This is a genomic window from Vibrio sp. YT-15 (assembly GCF_033337445.1).
GTDB classification, from domain to species: domain Bacteria; phylum Pseudomonadota; class Gammaproteobacteria; order Enterobacterales; family Vibrionaceae; genus Vibrio; species Vibrio alginolyticus.
The window spans coordinates 95,301-118,766 of the sequence record NZ_JAWOQR010000012.1 but is presented as its reverse complement, the minus strand read 5'-3'; the positions used below and the strand labels follow the sequence as shown (position 1 = coordinate 118,766).

Here is a 23,466-nt window from a genome sequence, read left to right as displayed (position 1 = left end):
TAAGGAACGAATTATGTCACGTGACGGCTCGGTGGCTCCTAAAGAGCGAATTAATATCCGTTATGTTCCAGCAACTGGCGATACGCAAGAAGACGTAGAGCTGCCGCTAAGCATGATGGTAGTTGGCGACTTTACTGCGCGTGCAGATGAGACACCAATTGAAGAACGTACTCCAATTAACATCGACAAAGACAACTTTAACGAAGTGCTAGAGGGCATGTCTCCAAACGTTAAAGTCAACGTTGAAAACCGTCTTTCTGATGAAGAAGGCGGCCAGATTGGTGTTGATCTGACCTTCCAAAACATGAAGGACTTCTCTCCTGAAGCGATCGCGAAAAGTGTACCTGAACTAAACAGCCTACTTGAGCTTCGCGAAGCCTTGGTTGCACTTAAAGGTCCTCTAGGAAACGTTCCTGCGTTCCGTAAGAAGATCGCATCGGTTCTTCAAGATGAAGAAGCGAGAAAGAAACTGTTGGATGAACTAAGCATTGGCAACGACCAAGACGCGAAAGAAGAGTAAGGGATATCATGTCTGCAGAAGCACAAGCGCCAGAACAAGAAGCAGCCTTAGTTGAATCAGGCTCACTTCTGGATAGCATTCTTAACGAAACACGTTTAAAGCCAAGTGATGAAGGTTTTGACGTTGCAAAACGCGGCGTAGAAGCATTCATCAGTGAGCTACTAAGTAGTTCGAACACAGAGAAAGTCGACCAATCTCTGGTTGATCTGATGATCTCTGAAATCGACCAAAAATTGTCTAAGCAAGTTGATGCAATTCTTCACAACGAAGAAGTTCAAGCGATTGAATCAACGTGGCGTGGCCTTAAGTACCTGGTTGATCACACTGACTTCCGCGAGAACATTCAAATCGAACTGATCTCTGCGAAGAAAGACGAAGTTCTTGATGACTTCGAAGACGCTCCAGAGGTGGTGAAGTCTGGCCTGTACAAGCAAATCTACACACGTGAATACGGCCAGTTCGGTGGTAAACCTGTTGGCGCCGTCATTTGTGATTACGCTATGTCAGCTTCGTCGCCTGACATCAAATTGATGGAATACATGGCTAACGTAGGTGCAATGTCTCACGCACCATTCATAACGTCGGCATCGGCTAAATTCTTTGGTCTAGACAGCTACGAAGAGCTGCCAAACCTAAAAGATCTTAAGTCTGTATTCGAAGGTCCACAGTACGCGAAATGGCGTGGTCTGCGTGAGCACGAAGATGCACGTTATTTAGGTCTATGTACGTCTCGCTTTATGTTACGTACGCCTTACTCTGTTGAAGATAACCCAATCAAGGCGTTTGACTACGATGAGCAAGTGACAGACAGCCATGATAACTACCTATGGGGCAACTCAGCGTACGCGATGGCGTCCAAGATCAGTGAATCATTTGCTAAGTACCGTTGGTGTCCGAACATTATTGGTCCTCAAAGCGGTGGTACTGTACAAGATCTACCGGTTTACAACTTTGAAGCTATGGGTCAAATCGAGACTAAGATCCCAACCGAGATCCTGGTTTCTGACCGTCGTGAGTACGAGCTAGCGGAAGAAGGCTTCATTGCGCTAACCATGCGTAAAGGTTCTGACAATGCGGCGTTCTTCTCTGCAAACTCTGTTCAAAAACCAAAAGTGTTTGCGAACACGCCTGAAGGCAAACAAGCCGAGATGAACTACAAGCTAGGTACTCAGCTTCCTTACATGTTCATTATCAACCGTTTAGCGCACTACATAAAAGTGCTACAGCGTGAGCAAATTGGTTCTTGGAAAGAGCGTTCTGACCTAGAAATCGAATTGAACAAGTGGATTCGTCAATACGTTTCTGACCAAGAGAACCCGCCAGCGGAAGTTCGTGGTCGCCGCCCACTTCGCGCTGCGAAGGTTGAAGTATCAGACGTAGAAGGCGATCCAGGCTGGTACAAAGTATCGATGTCTGTACGTCCTCACTTCAAGTACATGGGCGCAAGCTTCGACTTGTCTCTAGTTGGTAAGCTAGACCAATAACCCATTACTGAAACCATCAAGCAGCCAGTGAAGACTGGCTGCTTTTTTCGTAGGATCGCATATGGAAAAAGGTTACCGTCTTTTAGAGCGGATCGAGCTAGGAGAACCAAAAAACTGCTACGAGAAAGTGGTGTCTCATAAGCATTTGATTGAATCCATTCACTCGCATCTCGCTGACTTGTTGAATACGCATTCCGGCAACGCAATGATCGACAATGAGTATGGTCTGCCAGATTTTAACGACGTACTTTCTAACAACACAAACCTCGTTCGCCATATTCAAAAAAACATCACGTCAACCATAGAACGCTTTGAGCCCCGATTGCTTAATGTCGAGGTTCATTACCGTGAAGATCACCATAATCCATTACAACTCGGCTTTGGTATTCGCGGCGAAGTTTCCCATAACGGCGGTAAAGTCCCAATGTCGATCGATGTCTACATGGGAACCGACGGCCAATTTAACGTTTAGTAGGTGCCACTTGAGTAACAGTAAATACTTTCAAGATGAACTCACGTATTTACGCGAGTCGGGTAGTGAGTTTGCCAAATATCATCCGAAGTTAACTCACTTTCTCTCTGAAGGAACTTTTGATCCAGATGTCGAACGATTGCTGGAAGGTTTTGCTTTTTTGACCGGACGCATCCGCGAAAAGATTGACGATGAACTTCCTGAGCTAACGCAATCTCTGATGACTTTGCTGTGGCCACATTACATGCGTTCGATCCCGTCTTTGTGCATTAGCGAACTAAAACCGCATACCGGAAGTGTTACTGAGAAAACCGTGGTGAAACGTGGTGCGGAAATGGCCAGCGAGCAGGTAGAAGGCACGCAGTGTTTGTTCCGTACTTGTTATGACGTCAATCTATACCCAGTTACGATTACTAACATCGAACAAACTAACAGCCGCACCAGTTCGATGATTGATGTGACGTTATCGACGGAGCATGGCCTGGAACTGTCTCGGATCGGCTTAGATACGTTGCGTTTGCACCTGCATGGTGAGATTCATATTACTCGCACTGTCTTCTTATGGCTGTTCCGTTATCTAGATTACGTCGAGTTGGATGTTGGTGGCGGCTACAAACATCGTTTAGGGCCAGAGTACGTTAAGCCAGTCGGGCATGAAGAGGACGAGGCGCTGCTGCCTTACAGCAAAAACTCCTTTGCAGGCTACCGTTTGCTGCAAGAATTCTTCTCTTTGCCAGATAAGTTCATGTTCTTCGACATTAAAGGCTTAGAGTGGCTAAAAGGCATTCCGCAACGCAGCACGGTCAAAATCAAATTCCACTTTAAGCGTGCTTTGCCTTCAGAAGTGGTACTTAAAGATAAACACTTAAGGTTGCACTGCACACCTGCCGTTAACTTGTTTGAAAAAGACGGCGACCCAATCCGTTTAGAGCATCGACGAAACGAGTACAAGGTGCGTCCACAAAGTAACACTCAGGAGCATTACGAGGTTTATTCCATTGAGCAAGTGGAGAGCTGGAGTAAAGACGAGCGTCGCCGAAAACCACTGATTGAATTTGAATCGTTTGAGCACCAAATCAACCAGCGTGATAAGCGAGAGTTCTACAAATCCAAAGTGGGCGAGCGAGTAAGCGGAAGAGGGTTAGAGCGCTATATCTCATTCCATACTCACAATGGCGACATCGCGGATTTAGGGACTGAAACAGTATTGATGAAACTGCAATGCAGTAACGCGGACTTAGCGGAGCGCCTGTCAGTAGGAGACATCACGTACGCGACGCACAAATCGCCAACGTATGCGACGTTTAAAAACATTACTAAGCCAACACAGTCAGTAAGTCCTCAGGTTAATGGTGAGCTTCAATGGCAGTTGATTGCCAACATGTCGCTCAACTACTTGTCTTTGGCCAATATCGATGTGTTGAAAGTGTTGCTCTCGACTTACGACTTCCACTCTCGAGTTGATAGACAAGCCCACCGCGCGTCGATTCATCGACTTGATGGCATTATTTCTTCAGAGATGAAACCAATCGATCGCGTATTTCGTGGTGTATCTGTGCGTGGTAACCAATTCAAGCTCGTGACGGACTCTAAGTTCTTCGTAAATGAAGGCGATATGTTCCTTATGGCCACGGTATTGAATGAGTTTATCCGTTTGTATTCGAGTGTGAACTCCTTTACCGAACTAGAGGTGTTCGATGAAGCGACGGGCGAGGTTTACAACTGGGCAAGCCTAATCGGGCAGCAGACAATACTATGATTAATACACTTTCTGATAAGTCGAATGAGTTTAGTTTCTACCAAGCGGTGTTGCTGTTAGAGAAACACTACCAGCTGGAGCCAAACTCAAACTTTGTTGCCGTGGGCGAGAACAAATACTTCCATCAAGAGCGAATTGAGTTCAGCGTGTCGCCAAACCTGTGCTTTCCAAAGAGTGATATGGATTTTATTACTCATATGGAAAGAAACGGACAGCAATATTCACGTATTGAGACGAACTTTCTTGGCTTGCATGGTTCAAGCTCGCCCCTACCTGCGTCTTACACTGAGAAACTCGTCGGTCGTGATCCCGATGATAACCCAGTGAAGGATTTCTTCGATTTTTTCCACAACCGCTATACAAGCTTACTGTATCGTGTTTGGAAGAAATACCGATATCACGTGCAGTACAAAAGCGGGGCGAGCGATGCGTTTTCTGGGCGCATACTGCATTTGGCTGGTCTGTCAAGCGTTATGCAAGATTGTGAAGTAGCGGAGTTAGATCGAGCGAAAGTTCTGTCTTACGTGAACCAGTTATCTACGCGTACACGCTCACCCAAGCTTATTTCCGGTATTGTTTCGCACTACTTTTCACTGCCGAATGTGCGAATCGAAGAATGGGTTTATAGACGCGTAGAAATCGCTGAAAGCCAGCGTAACAAACTCAACCGCTCCAATTGTGTATTGGGGCAAAGCTTACACTTGGGGCAAAGCATTGCGGATTTGAACGGCAAGTTTAACTTGTGTATCGACAACATTGATTTTGAAACGTTTAAGCAGTTTTCCTACGATGGTGAGTTACATAAGACGCTGGTGGGCTTGATGCGCTTTATTCTGCGTGACCCAATGTCGTGGGACCTAAAGTTGACAGTTAACCTAGACAGTATTCCAGAAAACAAACTGGGTAATGGAGAAGGGAACCAACTAGGTCAAACGTTCTGGCTAGGAAACCCAGGTGATAAAGACGCCAAAATTCGACTTATCGGAAGCATATAAGAAAGCCGCTCAACGAGCGGCCCTTTATGTTTTCCTCAAAGAGGTCAGAAAAGCTTAACGACTGATCGGCTGATGCAGTACAACGGTAGTATCAAGCCTTTGAATGCCGTTAAATGATTCAATTTCATTACAAAGATGATGAATAGACTGCAGGTCGGGCGCTTCAATTAGGGCAATAATATCAAAGTTGCCACCAACAACGCTCGTTAAGCGAACCTCAGGGATTTCTTTAAGTGCATTCGTTACATCATTCTTCTTACCCTTTTCACAAGAGATCAGTAGATAACTAGCGGCTTTTCGCCCTTCATTTTCTACACGAATCTGTGCGGTATAGCCTTTGATAATACCGGTCTTTTCTAAACGATTAATTCTTTCTGCTACTGCTGTTCGAGACAAACCAATGTTTCGGGATAGATTCGCAATCGACTCTCGCCCATTCGACAATAGACTTGAAAGTATTTTTCGATCTAATTTATCTAAACCTTGTAAAGTCATGTTTGAAATCATGTGTTCTGCCTATTTTGTTTTTATATTGTTATTAAATCGACTCTGGGAGCGTAAAGTTATACAGCTCAGCAAGAGTGAATGGGTTTTTCTGTGTCAACGGAGTGATGCGTAAGCTCAAGTCCCTCCCTGACACTTTTATGTCACTGACAAAGCTGCCGTTATGAGTGTTTGTCAAGGTCGAGTCACCTAGCAATCTGTATATCGCCCATTGACCACTCTTATTTAAAACGTGCTGTCTGCCTTCATCGGTTACATCCTGGAGTGTGATACTAATATTGAAGTCACCATTTTGCGGTGGCCATGCCATTTCACGAATGCGGCTTGGACCGTGGTAGTAACTTATATTGGTATCTGCAATTTTTAAGCTCGCTCTAATCGCACTAGAATCAAGATCGAGTACTCTTGCACTAAACGGAATATGAACGCGGTTAGTGCTTTTATTAATTAATGTGTCTCGAATAACGTTATAGTTACGCAGTTGCACTAACAGAGCCGGAGAGATTGGCATCGTCTCGCCATCCACCTGTTTTGGCGTCCATAAATTGGTATCGTAGAACGGTGCAAAATTTTTCTGAATAAATGTGTCTAACAAGCCACCTGAAGCAAACAGTAATTCAAAATCTTCAATTGAGATTTCCTCGGTCGCTGTTAGATCAAATGGGTATCGTCCTAGCCCTATCTCTTTAAACTTGGTGTAAATCTCGCTGTACCATTGGGTTTGAATGCCTTTAGCGGACTCTTTAATCATGACTGACCAGCTTTGTTGAACCACATCTAACAACCAGCTACGAACGGGTTCCGGTGATTTTTGGGCAATCTGTTTAAGTTTGATTAATGGGTCAGCTTCACTGCTGTTCATTCGATGCTGAGCTGCCGCTAGCGCCGCCATTTGCGGGTCAGGTGCATCAGCGATGTCTTTCATATATGTGCGAACACGGCTTAACGCTGTTACGGTCTCATCCCAAGGAGTAGGGGAGTTTGGTGTTTCACTGACCTGAAGTTGGTTTAATAAGTGAAAAGCTTGTTCAACACGTTTCATCAACAAGTAATCAGGCTTAACTACTTCCTCTACTGCGTCTGATGCGGAGTCTGCCGCTGCCACGAGTTTCGGGTCTAGCTTTGAAATCAGAGCATTTTTTTCACCAACGGGTGAAAATTGTGTGTTGGCATAGACCTGCTTCAGTACGGTTGTCATTGGTGAAGAAGGACCCGAGATTAAGTCTATCGCGTTCGTTAGATCGCCGACATTGTCATAGTTTTGGACTTTTAGTTCACTCAGCGCATTGCGCCAATTACTGATGTAGTCGTCAGTATATTTTTTACGTACTTCCTCTTTGAAGGCTTCTTGTTCTTCACTAGTAGGAATAACGTGTTGTGACAGACCTAAAACCCAGTTGTCACTGATGACTTGTTGTGACATTAGGTCCACGCGTGGTCGATAAAAAGTACTAAAACCAGTGGAGGTATAGATCTTATCTACGATCAAGCGTTCACTATCGATTGGTGTGTTGAATACATTGCTAAACTCAAAACCCACAGCTCGTTGCAGATCTAGGGTTCCTAAATCAATCGAATTTGCTTCGTTTAAAATGCCTGCATAAACGAGATCAACATTCGAATTTGCTAGCAATGAGCGACGTGTTGCGCGAACAAGATCCATATTGATATCAATTGGATCAAACTGTGTGCGAAAGTAAGCGTCCAAATAGCGCATCGCCTGATTGACGACGTCACTTTGGTTGCTCAAATCGTTCATCATTTGGAGAGTTTGATGACGCAAAAAACGGATATCACGCTTTGTTGGATCGTTTAGCATTAGATACCCCTTCAATAGAGGTAAAGCGCGTGTAAAAGTGTTTTGATTTTGTGTCAGTTGTAGACGGTAACCTTTCTCAATGAGAGGTATCAACTGTTGAGCAACGTCCTTAAGTAATGCTTCGTAAGCGATGCGAGTGCTTTGATCCAAACGGCTAATGTTGAGTGGTAATATCTCTTCATCCAAAGCCTTAGAACCTTTAAGCCACGCCCCATAAGAAGGCTCTATTGCTTTCGTCGCCTTCGCTAAAAGCTCATCGAATCTTGCATCTTGCTCCACTTGTGATTTGTCATCGATACTCAAGAGTTGATTCATCACATGTAAGTTACTGTCTAATGTCGTGAAAAAGAAGTAACTGCCCCCAGTAAGCAGGATAATAGAGCCGAGTATTGCCAAACGGCTTTGTCTCTGAATTAGACGAAGATACGTCTTGTTTTCGCCCGCAAAGTCGCTTTCCGGCAATATTTGTGAATCAATCAGAAAGCGAGAGAAATAAGGCGTTTCTGTTAACTGAGTATGCTCTGACGCGATAATAGGTAAGTTGAAGTAATTACTACAACTTTTTGCAAGTAAATTGTACTTGCGACCGCCTTGCAGACTCGAACTAAAGAAAATCTCACGGATGTCTAGTGAATAGACACCGTTGTTAACATCACATAGACGCTCAAGCACATAGCTGACTTCAGACTGACATAGCTCAAACTGCTTAGGGAAAGCGAGTATTGCTTGTTTCTCATCAATGTCCGTTGAATTAGCGGATGCATCTAGCGCATTACTTTCAAGCACTCTCACTAGATTTCGATAGCTATCGCGGTAGTACTCTGCAAATACACCTTTGGCTTCTTTTAGTGGGATAGAGAGGAACTCAACACGTGTCTTGAGAGAGCTAAAGTGCATGTATTCTTTAAAGCCATCTAACTTGTCTAGCTTTGACATAATCAAATAGATTGGCAATGCTGAAGACGTTTTAGAGTTGATGGTACTCAAGCGCGCCAATAACGACGAAATGGTGTACTCTTTTTGCTCTGGCTCAGAGACGATCATGAACTCGAAATCGGTGAAGAATAGACACCCAGAAAATGGCTTTCGAGGTCGATGATGAATAACTTCTTCAATGAACGTATTCCATAAAGAAGCATCACTGCTTGATACTTCCTGGAACACTAAGCGTTGGTCAGGTTTGATGTATACAGCGCTGTCAGATTCGTACCATTCAAAAAAGTCATTCTTAGCGGTTCTAGTGCGATCCATCGGTTTAATTGCACTAGAATTAAATAAAAATTGACGTCGCCCTGACCCTTTATTACCAAGCATCAGGTAAATTGGTTTCTTGCCTGAGTTAGCAAGAAGAGGCTGGATAACCATAGAAAGTGCTTCTTCCTCGGTTTCCAAATGTTGAGCTTTAGCGTTGTTCTTTTTCTTCAACCATAATGTGAATTGAAAAGTGACGTAAACAATGGCGATAGCACCAAGGGTCAGCCAAAGATGAAGTTGATCGATTTCGTCAAGAAAAAGCAGATAAATAGTGGTGATAATTGCAACCACTAAAAGCATCAATATAGTAGAAATCACCACTGGATTTCTAAACAGTTTTTGTTTGAACATAAGCCTAAAACTTCTTTAATTGTATTGTTATTTATTGTCAGTTTTTTCAGCTTGTAGCTGACTCAATTTATATAGGTAGATGTTCAGTAAAAGGGTTGCGCGGTCAATTTCCTTTTGCTGTGAATACTTTTCAGCGTATTCAATACGACCTAAAAGCGGGAATAACGAGTTACTGTATTCGTACGCCTTTTCAGAGTTCTTATCTACATTCTGTCTAGCTACGTTGGCAAACACCGTTCTTGCGTCTGAGAATCGCTTATAAACATCCATAAACTGGTCTTCTAAATGGGCGCTCTGTGTCAAAAAGTTTTGACGTAGCTGCTGTGCAGAAGACGAATCCGGATAGATTGCGATTAATTCATTGGTCAAGCTATCGAGCTCGCTGACGTTACTTACTTTTGCTGAGTCTAAAAACCAGTTATTCATCATAATATCGACACGATTAATGGCCTGCGTTTTCAATGACTGAGCATATTTTTTATTTTCGTAATCTAACGAGGCGACCAAATTTACAAGTTCATTAAGTGAAGCTTGATTAATTTTTTGTTCCAATGTTCGATAACGTTGTTGCTCGTACATGAAATGTGAACATATCGCAGTAACAATCAAACCAATAACGAAGTAGATCATAAATCGACCAGACTTTGCCGGTGATGCTTTCTCTTGGCTATTTAGGTTGGGTGATGACACCGGTGCCGGAGAGGGAGACACATTCACTTTAATTTCAGGTGCCTTCTGCGTTGCTGCAGGAGCGCTAGTGTTGGCTTGTTTTTTCTCGCGTAACTCAGCCGCAATTTGTTGTTCTTTTATCTGCTCAATCCATTGATTCAAAATACGGCGAATGCGACCTAATGACGGCGCTTCAATACCGTAATGAAGACGAAGCTCTTCCTCAATCCTCAAGCATAATTGATGTGCTGCCTCTATCAATGGAAGCTCTTCTGGTAACGCCCGATGCTTATTAATTCGTTTTTCAGTATGCTCTACCATCCATTCAATAGCGCTCATTCGTGCCTTTGACTTTGAATGCTCTGGATACGCGTTGAACCAATATACGACACACACATCAAGTATTGAGTTTAACCCTTCAACAAGGCCTCTTAAGCCGTCGTTATAGGTTGACGCAACGGTAAAGTAACAGCAACAACGTAGGTCTTTCGCTTGGGTACTCAAGATCTTTTTTGAGAGTGTTTGAACCGTTTTCCACGAGACTCTCCCTGTGACTTTATTCAGGTTGTTTATTTGACGTTTAATTTCGTCAAAATCCTCAGAACCATTAGGATTAGAGCCGCTTGGGTTATTTTCATCGATTGGTCTTCGAGCGAAGTCGGTAAAAAACATAAGGAAAGTTCCAACTGATCATATAGAAGTATTAAGTTATATAGGATTTCACTACTGTTATATTAAATTATAAGCAGTGCACATCTGTCGCAATTCTATAGACAAAATAAGCGGATTAGATAATAAAAATTCATTAAAAGAAATTAAATTACTTTTAGTGTGATCTTTGTTCATAATATTAATATCAATAGTTAAGTCTATTTATAAGAAGAAACTTATATATGAAGATGAGAACGTTGATTAAAAAGTAACTAAATTGTTATCGAAGATTACGCTTTGTTCAATTAGCAATCAAATTCTGTTACTTCTATTTAAATAGAAAGATTTACTGTCTCGTCACTTAATCTGTAGTCGGTTCTTTAGTTTTTGTTTGTAGGTAAAACAACCAACCTGATAGTTGAAATGTATTAAATTATAGGTGTTTTTTTAGGCTTATTGAAAAAGAGAATATAATTGATATCTTTCGCTTCTAAGTAGAATATCGGTTTTCCTAGAGGGACGAAATGCTAAAACCAAGTCAAATTGGGCTGATTTCAGCCATGTGTCTATTTTCTTCTGTTGCAATGGCAAAAGGGGAGCGATATGGACTCTCTACCAGTATGTTGACTATCGATAGCATTAAATACGATGAAGGTAAAAGTGGTGAGCAGGATACGCTTAGGTTCGGCTTGGTTCATACTCGTCCTATTGATGAAAACAATAACCGTTGGCGTTGGTGGTTAGGGTTAAACTATCTAGCAGAAGATATTGAAGCGCCAGCAAACGGCTTATATCAAGAAGCGACGAACTATGAACTTCGTGTTGTTCCTCAATATGCGTTGACTTCTTGGAGTGTTTTCACGCCATATGTTGGTGCGGGCTTGTCTGTCGGTTACTCGCAATATTCTAATCGCTGGCAAGTAGACCAAGAGGGCTATCGTTATGAGAGTGTTGAAGATATCGACCAGTTTGAGTTAGGTGCGGTTGTGACCCTTGGTACTGCTATAAAGTTAGGCAGTAATCCTGACGCCCATATACAAATTATCCCGCAGGCCTCTTATATCCTTCCGGTTGTAAATGATGGAATTGGTGGGCTTGAACTATCAGTTTCTTTGCTCTTTTGAGGTTCGTAAATGTACTCAAATCAGCTAGTTTTATTTATCTCAAAGTGTCCAGAGGAATACACCGGTGCAAAGCATATTGAAATGCCTGAAAGTGGTGGTTCGATAGGTCGTTCCCCAAGCTGTAGCGTGTCTTTAGCCGATCACAACCGCTTTATATCGGGCACTCATTGTTTGCTCAGCGTGTATGGAGATACCTACTATATAAGTGACGTATCAACTAACGGCACAATGGTAAATGGGAATAAAATACTAAAAAATCAACCCGTTGCGATAGTTGATGGCGACATCATTTCTTTAGGGCAATATGAGATTGGTATTTCTCTTGAGCACGTTACCTCAACACTAGACATCGCCGCTGATATTGCTCCTGAGCGAGTATCTAGCGATCCTCTGGTTAGTCTAGGAGATGCGGTTGTCGAAGAGGAAGAAAAAGTCGGTGCCTTAGAAGATTTGTTTATGGAGACTAAACAGGATGACATTGATTGTCATGATCCTGTTGCTCACCTTAATTTTTCGATGCAGCGAGATGACGATTACTTAATTCGTGATAATGAGCGCACAGAATCTGAACAACCTAGAACCGTGGAAAGTACGCGTCAGGTGGTCGATGACAGTTTCAGCATATATTCCGAATTCGATCAGCCAAGCCTAATCCCTGAAGACTGGATGGCTGCGGAAACCAAGAGTAACGCATCAGACAATGATGCATCAGCGCCAGAAAGCGGTAAGGCACATAGAGCCGATATTGCCTCAGCTGAGGTGATGCAACCAGGCACAGTAGCCCCAGATAGCACGATTCAAAGACAACATCGTACGCATAATGTTACTGAGATGGCCGTAGAGCAGGCTAATACAGGGTCAAAATGGGAAGAGATGACCCAATCTTTTACGCCTTCTCCTAACACTAATCAGCAACTTCAAATACCTACGGCAGAGCATGCGATAAACAGTACGACGAAAGCACAAGTCGATACTGATGCGGCCGTTTGCTCTCAAGATATAGCGCAAGCGTTTTTTGATGGTTTGGGTATTCGAAACCCAGAGTTGATGACAAACGAGGCGCAGTTATTCAAGCAAATGGGCACTTGCTTGCGTTTATGTATTGATAACCTACAGAAAGAGTTGCACGAAGTGGAATCGTTAAAAGATGAGCAGAGTGCGAGTGAGGCTAACTCGAACATTGCAGAGCTAATGCTTACTTTGAATAGTCAGCAATTACTGGCTCCAAATGAACTGGTTGAACAAATGCTCGATGAGTTGAACGACCACCAAGTTATGTTTAACAAAGCACTGAATGAGCTCGTTTTAGAACAGTCAGAAACGAACGATCCCGTAGCATTTGCTAACAGGGTCGCTAGCCAGTCTTTGTTCTCAACTAAGTCAAAGCTGTGGGCCGAATACCTAGATTTCTACACTAATAATCGTCGCCTGCTTAATGAAACATCCTTAAAAGGGCTGATTAAGAAAAACTATAACAAAGTGATTAAGGGAAACCATGCGTAGTATCGCCGTATTACTCGGATTTGCCATGTTGTCCGGTTGTTCCATGTGGGATCAATTTAAAGAGTCCACTGGTATCACACCAGAAACTTCGTCGATTGAATTGGTTATTGAGGCATCACCTGTACTCAATGTGAGAAATGGGGGCCAGTCATCTCCAGTTATTCTCCGTCTTCACGAATTAAGTTCGCCAGTATTGTTCCGAAGCTTAGATTTCTTTGCCTTGTTTGAGAGCGATAAAGCGTCGTTGGGTGATGAGTACATCAAACGTTACGAATATCAAATACAGCCAGGTGGAAAAGTTCATGAAATGCTAACGCTAGACCCTGACACTCGTGCCGTCGGTTTTTCAGTGGCTTTTCGTGATATTGATGGTTCGTCATGGCGAAAAGTGGAAGTTATTGAAGAGAAGAGCGAGTACTACATCAAGCTCAAGTTAGAGGGCAGTGAGTTAATTTCTGATAACACTCGCGGCATTGAACAGGTTTACTTTTAAGGGATAGAAACATGTCTTTATACAATCCAGTTGTTTGGCAAGATGGAATGTTCATGAAGCCGCAGCATTTTCAACAACTCGATCGTTCACAAAGTAAACTTTCGAGCATGCTGAGCGCCAATGCGTCGCCTTTGCATTGGGGAATTAAACGTTTAGAAATCAACTCTCAGTTACTAGCACTGGGTAAAATCGGTATTACTCGTGCTGAAGGTATTTTACAAGACCGGACACCATTTGAGCTTCCGTTGCTTGCCGAGCTGCCTGAAGTGAAAGATGTAGATCCTTCTATTGCCGATAAAGTCGTTTATTTGTGCTGTCCGTTACCATCGGAACGTTCTGAGTTGTTTGGTACCAAAAAAGACGGTGCGCGCTATACGATGGAATCTCAAGAAGCGGTTGACGCTTGTTATGATTCGGAAGACATGGCAAATATCGTCGTCGGTAAGCTTAACTTTTGCTTAATGTACGATCATGAAGATAAGAGTGCTTACACGTCTATTCCGATCTTAAAGATCTCAGAAGTGAAGCCTGATGGCAGCGTGATCTTAGATGATAGTTTCATTCCTACCTGTATCGATATTCATGCGTCGACAGTACTGAGTAAATTTGCGACCGAGTTTGCTTCTATGTTGAAGCATCGCGCGGAATCGATAGTTCAGCGATTAGGGGTGGTGGATCAACAAGGTGTATCATCGGTTTCTGACTTTATGCTATTGCAAGCGCTCAACCGATACGAACCCTTGTTTTGGCATTTCGCCAGCACAGAAGCTGTGCATCCTGAGTCTTTGTATCGAATTCTTCTTCAGGCAGAAGGTGAGCTTTCGACGCTGTGCTCAACGACACGCCGACCTATTGAGTTTACGAAGTACAATCATGGTGATCTTACTAGCTGTCTTTCTCGCGTCCTAGACAGTGCGAAAATGACATTGAGCGTGATGTCTGAGCAAAGAGCAATTCCACTGACCTTAAAAGATCAGAACTATGGCATCAGAACGGCAGCAATCCCTGACAATAAGATCATCGATACGACGACCTTTATCCTCGCAGTTAAAGCTGACGTGACCTTGGATGTCCTGCATACCCAGTTTGTCAGCCAAACGAAGATCGGTTCTATCGATAACATACGTGACTTGATTAACCTTCAACTGCCTGGGATTGAGATCAAACCAATGCCAGTAGTGCCACGTGCGCTGCCGTATCACGCTGGCTACACCTATTTCGAGCTCGATAAAACGGGCGAAGAGTGGATGGCATTGAAGAACACTGCTGCGATTGCGATTCACGTTGCGGGCGATTTCGCTAACTTATCATTGCAACTTTGGGCCGTTCGTCTATGAGTTACGCAGAAACCGACGTCACCGTAGTCTTATTCCAACCAGAGCCTGGCAAACCAATGGAGGTAATGCCAGCGCCTGACTTGTCGAGAAACATCGCAGTACAAGATCTATCTATCGATAACATGGGTATTAACCCGCTAGTGGACCAGTTCTCATGGTTGATCGCCAGTCTGTCTTGTATGTCTTCGATCCCTTGGCTTGATGACCCGATGCCATTTCGTGAACAAGTGGCACGTGAGATTCGAAAAGGCGAACGAAAACTTAATGAAATGGAGCTCGATCGTGCTTCGGTTCTTGTAATTCGTTACTGCTTGTGTGCGGCGATTGATGAATCTGTTTGTCGGCAAGAATGGGGGGCAAATAGTCACTGGAGCCAGAACAGCTTACTGTCTGAATTCCATAATGAAACGTCTGGTGGTGATAAGTTTTTCGTTATTCTCGACCGCTTAAAAGCCGACCCTCGCAAATACCGTCACGTTATAGAGTTTCTCTATTTATTGCTTCAACTTGGTTTCCAAGGCAAGTACGGCCGTGAAGAGCGTGGCAACGAAAAGTTAGCGGAAATTGGCAGCACCATTTATCGATTAGTGCGAGATGACCGCCTAGCAGAACAAGAAAAAGTTTCTTTAATCAACCTTAAAGCTAAATACCTAAAGAAGCCGTTAAAAAGGGTAATTTCACCCAAGCTGATCTTAAGTCTTAGTGCGATGACGTTTGCGCTTATGTATGCGGCAACCTACATCGTCATAGACTTAAAATTTCAGCAACTGCTTGAAATGTATAGATAACCAGAGATCTAAAATGAGATCTTCTGCCAGTTTTAGGGCTTATTGTGAATATCACTGGTCTTTTAGTGAAATTCACTAGTTATTTAGAGAGATTGCAGTTTGCGATCTCTTTTATCATTCAATCAATAAAATTCAAATGGATTGGTTATGGGCGTAACAGTTGGTGCGAATGGACTTTCGATAGTTCATAAAGGCTCAGGTGGTGAAGCGAATGCAACGCTCCCAGATGTTTGTTTAACTAAGGTCGGCAAGCCAGTCGTCCCTATCCCTTATGGCAACAATGCTAAATCAGCAGACCTTGCTGGTGGGACTACGACGGTCTCTATGGATGGCGGTAACTGTGTCGCTATCAAGGGCAGTACGTTCTCAAAAAGTACCGGCGATGCGGGCGGTGACAGAAAAGGCGTTTCCTCTGGCACGATAGAAGCTGAAGCAAAATTCATTTCAGCCTCACCAACGGTTAAATTTGAAGGTAAGGGCGTATGTCGCCTGTCCGATCAAATGACCATGAACAAAGCCAACACCATGTGTTTGGGTGGGGCACAAAACCCATCGGTTTCTGTTACGGAAGATCAGGAAGGGACGTATACGCTGGATATAGAATGCAAATATCCAAATGGGCTCCCTTACTCTAATGCACAATTTTCTTTAGTCGAACCTTCAGGTGCTGTCATTGGGAGTGGAGTGCTGGATTCTAGCGGAAAAGCATCTGTTAATGGTCTCGCTCTAAAAGAATGCAAGTTAGTGCTCAGTGAAACTCAAGACTCTTACACCCCGAACCAATCTTTAGCTGAAAATATTGTGACGGAAACTTACCCTGATCCGAATAATTTTTGTACGTTTGTCGCAGGTCGCCGCTCACCATTTTGGGAAGATCGTGTTGGGGTTGCTAATGACTGGGGGATATTGATGTCCCCATCCTTCAGTGATGATGACTTTAAAGACATTGTGTTAGAGCAAAGCCGTATATCGTCTCCTTATGCGATTAGTCAAAATCACTCTAAAGACTTTTCTGATGCTTATGTTTCGGCACTTTATCACATCCAAACTGATACTACTGCGCTAGAGAAATATGAACCTTTAGTTGAACTGCTCTTGGAGCAAGTGCACGAAAATGGCGATATATTGAGAGTCTTATATCAAGCTGATGTGTTTGAGCCTCCCTATGAATTATTAGCGAAGCTTCGCTTTTTAGGGACTGGGAATACTGTGAAGTATTTGCAGTTTGTTTTATGGACGTTGATAAACAATCAAATCTGTTCATACATCGATGAGCTAAACAGTGAAATCATCGGTCGTTTAGATTTCATACAAAGCCAAGCTTCTGCAAGATCGTTGAGTTCTGTTGAAGAGGGTATAAACGGTTATAAAAAAGCACTTAACCACTTCAAACAAGCACTTCCTGACGTCATTAGCCAAATTTTCGAAACCAAAAATGACACCCTAATTTCTATATCGGCAATGGCCCTTGGGAGCACCGTTAACATAGCGAGCCAATCTAGCTTTGCTACTAATTTAGGTAGGGTTAATGCGGTGGTGTACACGAAGTCAAACAACTTGAACCGCCCATCATTTGTCACTTTTGACGATAACTTTTCTGACTAGGACATTTAAATCATGGATGCAGTTTTTCCGATAGCGCAACGAGAAGGTGACGCTTACTACACGCTCAGTGATTTTACGAAATTGTTTGATCAAGCTAAGAGCGGTCGTTATTTAATAGGACAAGGGTACGGTTGGCATAGTGGCATTCACTTAACATCAAAAATGTTACCGTGGGGGAAAGGGCTCAGACCTATTCAAGCGATGCTTGATGGAAAAATAGTGGCATTTCGCATAAATCCTGATTACCTAACATCAACGTACCAAGAGCAAGAGTTTAAGTATAGTAATAACTTTGTGCTTATCGAGCATGAGGCTGTAAACCCCGAAGATAATGAAGATGTATTTAAGTTCTATACACTTTATATGCACCTTGCGCCACCTTCAGATATTGGCGCCAATTCATCTATAACCACGCGTTACCGTTTACAAGAAGCGAGAAATGTACGCACTTTCAAACATAGTGATGTGCCTATTAATTCTGGTGAAAAAAAACAGTCGATGTCTAAAGGAACATTACTTGAATACCTGTATGCAGAAGAGAAGGAGACCCATCCATACCAGATCGACAAAAATACCTACAAAATGATAAAGTGCCGTGTGGTAGAGAATGGTAAATCGGCAAGTGGTAGCGAAAAAGCACTGTTAAACAAGATTGTTTGGTTTGCTTCGGGTCTCAATAGTGACTTTGACATTTTAGAAGATTCCTCTGCTGTCCTATCAGAACCAGTTTCAGAACCTAAATGGATGTCGGACAAGGCGGCAATGATTAGGGACGGTAGTGTGGTTTCTTTACTCCCACTCCTATTTAGAGAGGGGATAAAGGTTTCAGCTGGGGAAGATATCGGTTACATGGGACTGCATGAGTACAGTAACGATGCAATTGGAACTAAGAAAGAAGATAATCGTGTGCATATCGAGATGTTCTCTTTTGAGGAGCCGCCCGAATTTTTCAAAAAACAGATTTCTCCCAAAAATGCGGAAGAAAATCCACTTGTTGTTCTCGATGGGGCCGATAGTAGCGGTGCCGTTGATATGAGTAATTCGTTTATTCAGCAATTACTTGAATCTGTGACAGAAGATCAAGTAACGGACTTCTCCTCGTTCACTGCTCGCGATGCCAAAGTATACTTAGACGGTAAGCGTAAACACTTTGAGCGATTTATTGTGAAACATCCTACAGATTGGCATACAGAGTCGTCACAAAGTCTTTATGAATCAATCCATCAGACCGCAAAGGAAGCTCTAGATATTAAGTGCTCCGCTGGTTTTGTGACTATAGAGGACTACCGTAACTCCCCATGGCGCGATCAAGTGATGGATAGCTTTGATCTTTTCTCGCAATTCGAACTGGAAAGAGCAGATAAGTTCTCATGGATGCAAGATTTACAAGGTGATTTGCAACTAAGCGATGATAAGAGTCTTTGGCATTATTGGCCTTTTATTCCTCAAACTCAAGGTGCCTTTAAGTTTACTCTAGAAATGCTACAAGAGGTATACCCTGAAGTTAAAGACTCTAAGCGGGATGTCTTACAAGGTATTGTTAATGAACTAAATGATCACATGCTTTTTTATAAGCTAGATACGCCTTTACGTAGAACACACTTTTTTGCTCAGCTTATGCAAGAAACCGGTGAGAGCCTAAATATGGCTGAATATACCAATTATCGTATTTCTACGCTGGATACATCAGAATTTAATACTGCTAGGTCACGTCGATATCCTTTAGATCACCCTAAATATGCAGGTAAGCGCTATATTGATGTTCACGGTATCGCAGACAAGAAAAATGGTAAATTCGTTAAAAAAGATGGTACTTCTCCTACTCTTGATGACAAAAGGATATTGTTTAACGTTATGTATGGAGGCAGAAGCGAAATGAAGAATGGTGATTTTTTGACAACTGATGATGGGTGGATTTTTAGGGGGCGTGGATTAAAACAGCTTACCGGCAGAGACAATTATGAGCGTTTCAATAAATGGCATTTACAAAATCAATCAGAGTGGCCATTGGACGTCGTAGATTTTTTAAATACACCAGAGCTTATATTAGAGGCTAAATATGCGACTCGCTCTGCTGCTTGGTTTTGGCTAGATATTAAAGGTCCTGAGAGGGCAGATAAAGGAGCCAACGATAAAGTTGTGAATGAAATAACACGTAAGGTAAACCGTTATACTAGCAATAAATCTTACCGGAAGCGTAGAGAAAACTTCAAACTTTTATGGGAAAATAAGGTATTTAACTAATGATAAAAAATATTAAACTTCATGCTATGTCAAGCATTCTCATAATAAGCTTCCCAGTTTTAGCAGTACACCCACAGATAGACAAAAAACTAAGCGATACAACAGTCACTTTGTGTAAGAGCAACGAGGACATTTACTTTAATGCAAAGTTAGAGAACCGAAAATATGTTTCCTTGTGTGGGGCTGGGCATAGAAGTCCAAGTACTGGTTATGTAAAGTATCGATATGGGACAAGCGATAAAGTAGAATTAGAATACCCAGAAAGTGCAGAAACCCCAAAAGGTAAATTTTTAAGTTATCATATAAGACTTGGTAAGTTACAAGGTAGGAATATTTTTTTCTATTCAGGGGATTACAGATATAGTATCGGTTATTTAGCTGATAACTGTAGCTTGCATGTTTATAAAGGTAGTGAGCTTGTATTTAGCTCATCTTGCGAAGAGACTTCCGAGCTGAACACGTTTGGTGGAGGTCAATCATCAGGCTCGGTGATATTAGAAGAAGAACTAATCAAAAGATTTCCTGAACAATTTCAAGACCCAAATGAACCGGAGTTTCACTGAATTTACAATAGATGTGTTAGCTTATAACGATCCTCTGGTTCTTGCGCGTGACTCTTGAATGTTTGATGAGGGGGCTCCTTGTTCATTAGGAATATAAACATCATTAGCTTTTTATCGTCCTTGTCTCTTTCACTTTCTGTAAGTGCAAGCTGTGATCAAGAATCCACCGTATTCACATGTGATTTAGAAAATAAAGGTGGCAGTTTGAAAGCTTGCTTTAATCAAGCCGAGAATTCGATGTATTTTGTTGTTGACGAAAATGGGTTGAAAACAGTTTATACTCCAAGACAAGGGAAGAGTTTAGATAACTATAAATGGATAGATATTTCTTTTGAAGAACCTGAATTCATTCCTTTGAAGTTTGAAGTAAATGAAAACAAGAATGCGTATTTTTCATTGACTAGAGGTGGTGGGCGGTTGAGTGTCGTTGCTAACTCCGTTGACATGATTGAAGATGAAAATGCTGTTGAGTACTACTGTGAATTGGAAACTGAAACAGCTCTGGATCCCAACGTTAGATTAAAAATAAAACACGTAAAGCCTAATGAGTTTGAAGCTTGGGGTTAAATAGCAATAGATTCCGGTGAGAGCCTAAATAAAATTCATTGTAATAAAAAGTTAGCTTTTCTAGAAAATCTACTCGAGACGTTTGGATAAGAAATGTTCAGATAAAAAGCGCCGAAAGGCGCTTTTTATTTTTTTTAAAATAAAGTATGGTCTCCCTCCTTTTAAAATGGTAAGTGTTGAATAATTATACAGTGGTTAGGTAAATGAATAAAATAACTAAACTCGCTTTGGCTTTGTCCGTATTGACATCTATTGTTGGGTGTCAACTGGTGTCAAATACGCCGATGCAATCGACAGCAACGAAGGAAATAATTGAAAAAGCAAAGGCAGAGTTTGATGGACAACGTTTTTATAAGTTGAATGAATATGATGAAGAAATCAACGTTTCAGATGACGGGGTCATTACCTTCAAGTCTTACTTACCACGCAGCGGCGGCTATGAATGGGTACCAATTGTGATACGCGATACTAGTTTTCGTGTTTCTTGCGATTATTTCAGTGAATATGTTGAAGCTGGAATGGTTGTTCAGGTTCAGTTTGTAGGTAAACGCGGGCGCATTGAAAATTACGACAAGCAACGTTGTGAAGAGTTTGGCGAGCCAACATGGCAATAAGATCTATGGATAATTAAAGCGCCGACAGGCGCTTTTTATTTACGTTTTAGTTAACCGTTAGAAAAGATGTAGACCAATCTTCGGAAGATTAGGCAAGCAATGCGTAGTATCTGGTCACAAGTTGGTATGAACTTGCCTTTTAGAAAACGCTAATAAAATCGCTAAACAGCTACATGCTAATAGAACGACACCTAAGTTTTGTGCTGTTCCAGCCATCGCTAATCCCGTCCCGATCATGATGTAGTACATGAGCCCAAGTAAAGCGCCTGCGCTACCTACCTGTTGTTTATAATCAACGAGTGCGTCACTGAGTATATTGGGTATCGCAATCCCATAAGACATGACGACTAACACCATTGGAGCAACAAACCAGATTGATTGGCTCAGAATCAACACACCGACTGATCCCAAACTAAGCAATACTGCTGAGAGCCAAAGTAGTTGGCTTTTTCGAACATTTTTAGACACTAGGGATTTGTTTAAATAACTCCCAAGCAGAGTGCCTAACCCCAGTACCATGCCACTGTATCCAAATTGTTCGGAGTTATACCCAAGTGCTGAGAAAGTAAATGCGCCAAGCTGGTAATAAGAAAATAGAGCAATGTTATACAAAGCAACCAATAATCCTGAGCGCCAAATTCGCGCGTCTCTTACCATTTCCCAGCTAAGTTGATGCAACCGTACTGGTGTCTGTTCCTTCTGTGTTTCAGGAAGCTTAATAACGTTATAAGCGAGCAATACTAACGCGATTAAAAACAAGGCAAAAAACACATAACGGTATCCACCAAGCGCTGTAAGCTGCCCGCCTAATAGCATGCCAACTACCGGGCTGATTGATATACCCATCCCCATTAAGCTAAAGACTTTACTCAGTTCTTGACCGTCAAACGCGTCACGAAGCATGGTCTGTGTGACAACGGATCCTACCGCGATACCAAATGCGCTTAGGGCTCGCGCGGCCATGACAACAGCAAAGCTTTCGGTTTGAGTTGCGAGTAAAGATGCGCAGCCATAGATAAAGAGCCCAATAAGCATGGTGGGCCTTCTTCCCAGTTTATCTGCGAGAACTCCCCAAACTACAACGCCAATGGCAAAAGCTAGGAAGTAAATCGACAATGTTTGGGCTGCTTGTGCGTGGTTTACATCAAATGATAGAGCGATTGAGCTCAACGCTGGGCTATAGATGGTTTCTACAATTTGCGGAAACATCAACATAACCAGCATGAGCCATAAAGAGGGCTTAGTATTCATATTGTTACCCATCGTTAATGAAGTTGGCGGGCAGTATAAATGAGGCTATGATTGATCTAATAACAACATAAAAACCAAATACATCAACATTCGGACAAAATGGCGCTTATTAACGAAAAAACACAATTTGATGCAGACAAAATTTCTAATTGTGTAGTGGGAATTGCTGCGGATATTGGCAAGCACGACTCAGGTATGCATATGCACAAGAAAGGGCAGTTATTGTACGCACCTCAAGGTTGTATGAGTTTTGCTCTGGAAGACTCGATTTGTATTTTGCCACCGACAAAGGCGGTTTGGATCCCACCTAATACGCCGCATCGCGCACTAATGACGAATGTGGTGGCGTACCGATCTTTGTATTTTGATTGTGAGGAGTTTGCCTGTCCGAGTAAGATCACGATGATAGAAGTGAATAATTTACTCCAAGCCCTTATTGATAAAATGTCATTTTGGGAGTGGGATAAGCCTAGCAGCGAGATGGTAAATACGACGGCGCTTTTTTGGGAGGAGTTTTATGCTACGAAACGTTATTCGTTTCAGTTGCCTTTGCCATCGCATCGGCTCTTAACAACGTTTCGTCGAGAGTTGGTTGAACCTTCATTTCTAGCTCCTTCGCTTACTACTCTTGCAAGCAAAGTGGGGGCAAGCACCAAGACGGTAACACGATTATTTAAGTCGGAAACGGGAATGAATTATCAAGATTGGCGGCAACAGTGGAGGCTTTTAAAAGCAGTTGAATTGTTATCAACGGGCATGCCAGTCAGCGCAGCTGCCGATTGGCTGGAGTTTTCGTCAGACAGTGCTTTTATTGCATTTTTCAAAAAGCAAACTGGACAAACACCTCTGACGTTTATGAAAACCAAGCCTTAAGCGTCAAAATGCTCACACTCTTTCTA

Annotated in this window: 19 protein-coding genes and 1 pseudogene; 16 read left to right on the top strand and 4 right to left on the bottom strand. The window is 42.5% G+C overall.

The window, feature by feature from the left end; translation table 11 throughout:
- Nucleotides 1-13: 13 nt before the first annotated feature.
- The 5 genes from tssB to tssG all read left to right on the top strand — a co-directional run bounded on the left by tssB (nucleotide 14) and on the right by tssG (nucleotide 5,230).
- A complete protein-coding gene (gene tssB / locus R7D93_RS19520) occupies nucleotides 14-520 on the top strand; it encodes a type VI secretion system contractile sheath small subunit (RefSeq protein ID WP_005373381.1) in 507 nt (168 codons plus the stop codon).
- Nucleotides 521-528: 8 nt separating this feature from the next.
- A complete protein-coding gene (tssC, locus tag R7D93_RS19515; RefSeq protein WP_005373378.1) occupies nucleotides 529-2,004 on the top strand; it encodes a type VI secretion system contractile sheath large subunit in 1,476 nt (491 codons plus the stop codon).
- 61 nt (nucleotides 2,005-2,065) lie between these two features.
- On the top strand, nucleotides 2,066-2,476 hold the full coding sequence (tssE, locus tag R7D93_RS19510; protein WP_005373376.1) for a type VI secretion system baseplate subunit TssE: 411 nt from the start codon (nucleotides 2,066-2,068) through the stop codon (nucleotides 2,474-2,476).
- Nucleotides 2,477-2,486: 10 nt separating this feature from the next.
- Nucleotides 2,487-4,235: a type VI secretion system baseplate subunit TssF gene (tssF, locus tag R7D93_RS19505; protein WP_042523535.1), complete on the top strand. Its 1,749-nt coding sequence runs from the start codon at nucleotides 2,487-2,489 to the stop codon at nucleotides 4,233-4,235.
- Nucleotides 4,232-5,230 carry a type VI secretion system baseplate subunit TssG gene (tssG, locus tag R7D93_RS19500; protein ID WP_005373373.1) on the top strand — a complete coding sequence of 333 codons (999 nt, stop codon included), beginning with the start codon at nucleotides 4,232-4,234 and terminating at the stop codon, nucleotides 5,228-5,230. Before tssF ends, tssG begins: the two co-directional genes overlap by 4 nt.
- Before the next feature lie 54 nt (nucleotides 5,231-5,284).
- On the opposite strand, the gene R7D93_RS19495 is transcribed toward tssG, so the two are convergent.
- From R7D93_RS19495 to R7D93_RS19485, 3 genes are read right to left on the bottom strand one after another with little or no spacing between them, the layout of a single operon-like run.
- Nucleotides 5,285-5,737, bottom strand: a complete 453-nt coding sequence (locus tag R7D93_RS19495; RefSeq protein WP_005373369.1) for an Lrp/AsnC family transcriptional regulator — start codon at nucleotides 5,735-5,737, stop codon at nucleotides 5,285-5,287.
- Nucleotides 5,738-5,768: 31 nt separating this feature from the next.
- On the bottom strand, nucleotides 5,769-9,158 hold the full coding sequence (tssM, locus tag R7D93_RS19490) for a type VI secretion system membrane subunit TssM (protein ID WP_225496068.1): 3,390 nt from the start codon (nucleotides 9,156-9,158) through the stop codon (nucleotides 5,769-5,771).
- Nucleotides 9,159-9,185: 27 nt separating this feature from the next.
- Nucleotides 9,186-10,499: a type VI secretion system ImpA family N-terminal domain-containing protein gene (locus tag R7D93_RS19485; protein ID WP_005386112.1), complete on the bottom strand. Its 1,314-nt coding sequence runs from the start codon at nucleotides 10,497-10,499 to the stop codon at nucleotides 9,186-9,188.
- 503 nt (nucleotides 10,500-11,002) lie between these two features.
- Here R7D93_RS19485 and R7D93_RS19480 point away from each other — a divergent pair.
- The 10 genes and pseudogenes from R7D93_RS19480 (at nucleotide 11,003) to R7D93_RS19435 (ending at nucleotide 21,316) form a co-directional block, all read left to right on the top strand.
- The gene (locus tag R7D93_RS19480; protein WP_017633753.1) at nucleotides 11,003-11,602 is read left to right on the top strand and encodes a hypothetical protein; all 600 of its coding nucleotides are present in this window, start codon (nucleotides 11,003-11,005) and stop codon (nucleotides 11,600-11,602) included.
- 9 nt (nucleotides 11,603-11,611) lie between these two features.
- Nucleotides 11,612-13,105, top strand: coding sequence for a type VI secretion system-associated FHA domain protein (locus R7D93_RS19475; protein ID WP_213867631.1), 1,494 nt, complete (start codon nucleotides 11,612-11,614; stop codon nucleotides 13,103-13,105).
- Nucleotides 13,098-13,598, top strand: a complete 501-nt coding sequence (gene tssJ / locus R7D93_RS19470) for a type VI secretion system lipoprotein TssJ (protein WP_005386118.1) — start codon at nucleotides 13,098-13,100, stop codon at nucleotides 13,596-13,598. The genes R7D93_RS19475 and tssJ overlap by 8 nt, the downstream gene beginning before the upstream one ends.
- Nucleotides 13,599-13,609: 11 nt before the next feature.
- Nucleotides 13,610-14,935 (top strand): type VI secretion system baseplate subunit TssK, encoded by a 1,326-nt coding sequence (gene tssK, locus R7D93_RS19465; RefSeq protein WP_154204268.1) that lies wholly within the window; start codon nucleotides 13,610-13,612, stop codon nucleotides 14,933-14,935.
- Nucleotides 14,932-15,723, top strand: a complete 792-nt coding sequence (icmH, locus tag R7D93_RS19460; protein WP_005373354.1) for a type IVB secretion system protein IcmH/DotU — start codon at nucleotides 14,932-14,934, stop codon at nucleotides 15,721-15,723. Before tssK ends, icmH begins: the two co-directional genes overlap by 4 nt.
- Before the next feature lie 147 nt (nucleotides 15,724-15,870).
- Nucleotides 15,871-16,318: pseudogene (locus tag R7D93_RS26345) on the top strand (DUF4150 domain-containing protein); the annotation flags it as partial.
- 1,022 nt (nucleotides 16,319-17,340) lie between these two features.
- Nucleotides 17,341-19,572, top strand: coding sequence for a hypothetical protein (locus R7D93_RS19450; RefSeq protein WP_225496066.1), 2,232 nt, complete (start codon nucleotides 17,341-17,343; stop codon nucleotides 19,570-19,572).
- On the top strand, nucleotides 19,572-20,135 hold the full coding sequence (locus R7D93_RS19445) for a hypothetical protein (RefSeq protein WP_213867634.1): 564 nt from the start codon (nucleotides 19,572-19,574) through the stop codon (nucleotides 20,133-20,135). Before R7D93_RS19450 ends, R7D93_RS19445 begins: the two co-directional genes overlap by 1 nt.
- A 78-nt stretch (nucleotides 20,136-20,213) precedes the next feature.
- Nucleotides 20,214-20,702 (top strand): hypothetical protein, encoded by a 489-nt coding sequence (locus R7D93_RS19440; RefSeq protein WP_225496057.1) that lies wholly within the window; start codon nucleotides 20,214-20,216, stop codon nucleotides 20,700-20,702.
- Between the two features lie 203 nt (nucleotides 20,703-20,905).
- Nucleotides 20,906-21,316, top strand: coding sequence for a hypothetical protein (locus R7D93_RS19435; RefSeq protein WP_033906420.1), 411 nt, complete (start codon nucleotides 20,906-20,908; stop codon nucleotides 21,314-21,316).
- Nucleotides 21,317-21,430: 114 nt separating this feature from the next.
- Here R7D93_RS19435 and R7D93_RS19430 read toward each other — a convergent pair whose 3' ends face one another.
- The gene (locus tag R7D93_RS19430; protein ID WP_225496055.1) at nucleotides 21,431-22,567 is read right to left on the bottom strand and encodes a multidrug effflux MFS transporter; all 1,137 of its coding nucleotides are present in this window, start codon (nucleotides 22,565-22,567) and stop codon (nucleotides 21,431-21,433) included.
- 99 nt (nucleotides 22,568-22,666) lie between these two features.
- Between R7D93_RS19430 and R7D93_RS19425 the strand changes: the two genes are divergently transcribed.
- A complete protein-coding gene (locus tag R7D93_RS19425; protein ID WP_176311479.1) occupies nucleotides 22,667-23,440 on the top strand; it encodes an AraC family transcriptional regulator in 774 nt (257 codons plus the stop codon).
- The last annotated feature ends 26 nt before the right edge of the window (nucleotides 23,441-23,466 follow it).

Excerpts from the sequence above, each read along its gene's own strand:
- tssB (WP_005373381.1), top strand. The coding sequence starts at position 14 with ATGTCACGTGACGGCTCGGTGGCTCCTAAAGAGCGAATTAATATCCGT.
- tssC (WP_005373378.1), top strand. The coding sequence starts at position 529 with ATGTCTGCAGAAGCACAAGCGCCAGAACAAGAAGCAGCCTTAGTTGAA.
- tssE (WP_005373376.1), top strand. The coding sequence starts at position 2,066 with ATGGAAAAAGGTTACCGTCTTTTAGAGCGGATCGAGCTAGGAGAACCA.
- tssG (WP_005373373.1), top strand. The coding sequence starts at position 4,232 with ATGATTAATACACTTTCTGATAAGTCGAATGAGTTTAGTTTCTACCAA.
- R7D93_RS19495 (WP_005373369.1), bottom strand. The coding sequence starts at position 5,737 with ATGATTTCAAACATGACTTTACAAGGTTTAGATAAATTAGATCGAAAA.
- tssM (WP_225496068.1), bottom strand. The coding sequence starts at position 9,158 with ATGTTCAAACAAAAACTGTTTAGAAATCCAGTGGTGATTTCTACTATA.
- R7D93_RS19485 (WP_005386112.1), bottom strand. The coding sequence starts at position 10,499 with ATGTTTTTTACCGACTTCGCTCGAAGACCAATCGATGAAAATAACCCA.
- R7D93_RS19480 (WP_017633753.1), top strand. The coding sequence starts at position 11,003 with ATGCTAAAACCAAGTCAAATTGGGCTGATTTCAGCCATGTGTCTATTT.
- R7D93_RS19475 (WP_213867631.1), top strand. The coding sequence starts at position 11,612 with ATGTACTCAAATCAGCTAGTTTTATTTATCTCAAAGTGTCCAGAGGAA.
- tssJ (WP_005386118.1), top strand. The coding sequence starts at position 13,098 with ATGCGTAGTATCGCCGTATTACTCGGATTTGCCATGTTGTCCGGTTGT.
- tssK (WP_154204268.1), top strand. The coding sequence starts at position 13,610 with ATGTCTTTATACAATCCAGTTGTTTGGCAAGATGGAATGTTCATGAAG.
- icmH (WP_005373354.1), top strand. The coding sequence starts at position 14,932 with ATGAGTTACGCAGAAACCGACGTCACCGTAGTCTTATTCCAACCAGAG.
- R7D93_RS19450 (WP_225496066.1), top strand. The coding sequence starts at position 17,341 with ATGGATGCAGTTTTTCCGATAGCGCAACGAGAAGGTGACGCTTACTAC.
- R7D93_RS19445 (WP_213867634.1), top strand. The coding sequence starts at position 19,572 with ATGATAAAAAATATTAAACTTCATGCTATGTCAAGCATTCTCATAATA.
- R7D93_RS19435 (WP_033906420.1), top strand. The coding sequence starts at position 20,906 with ATGAATAAAATAACTAAACTCGCTTTGGCTTTGTCCGTATTGACATCT.
- R7D93_RS19430 (WP_225496055.1), bottom strand. The coding sequence starts at position 22,567 with ATGAATACTAAGCCCTCTTTATGGCTCATGCTGGTTATGTTGATGTTT.
- R7D93_RS19425 (WP_176311479.1), top strand. The coding sequence starts at position 22,667 with ATGGCGCTTATTAACGAAAAAACACAATTTGATGCAGACAAAATTTCT.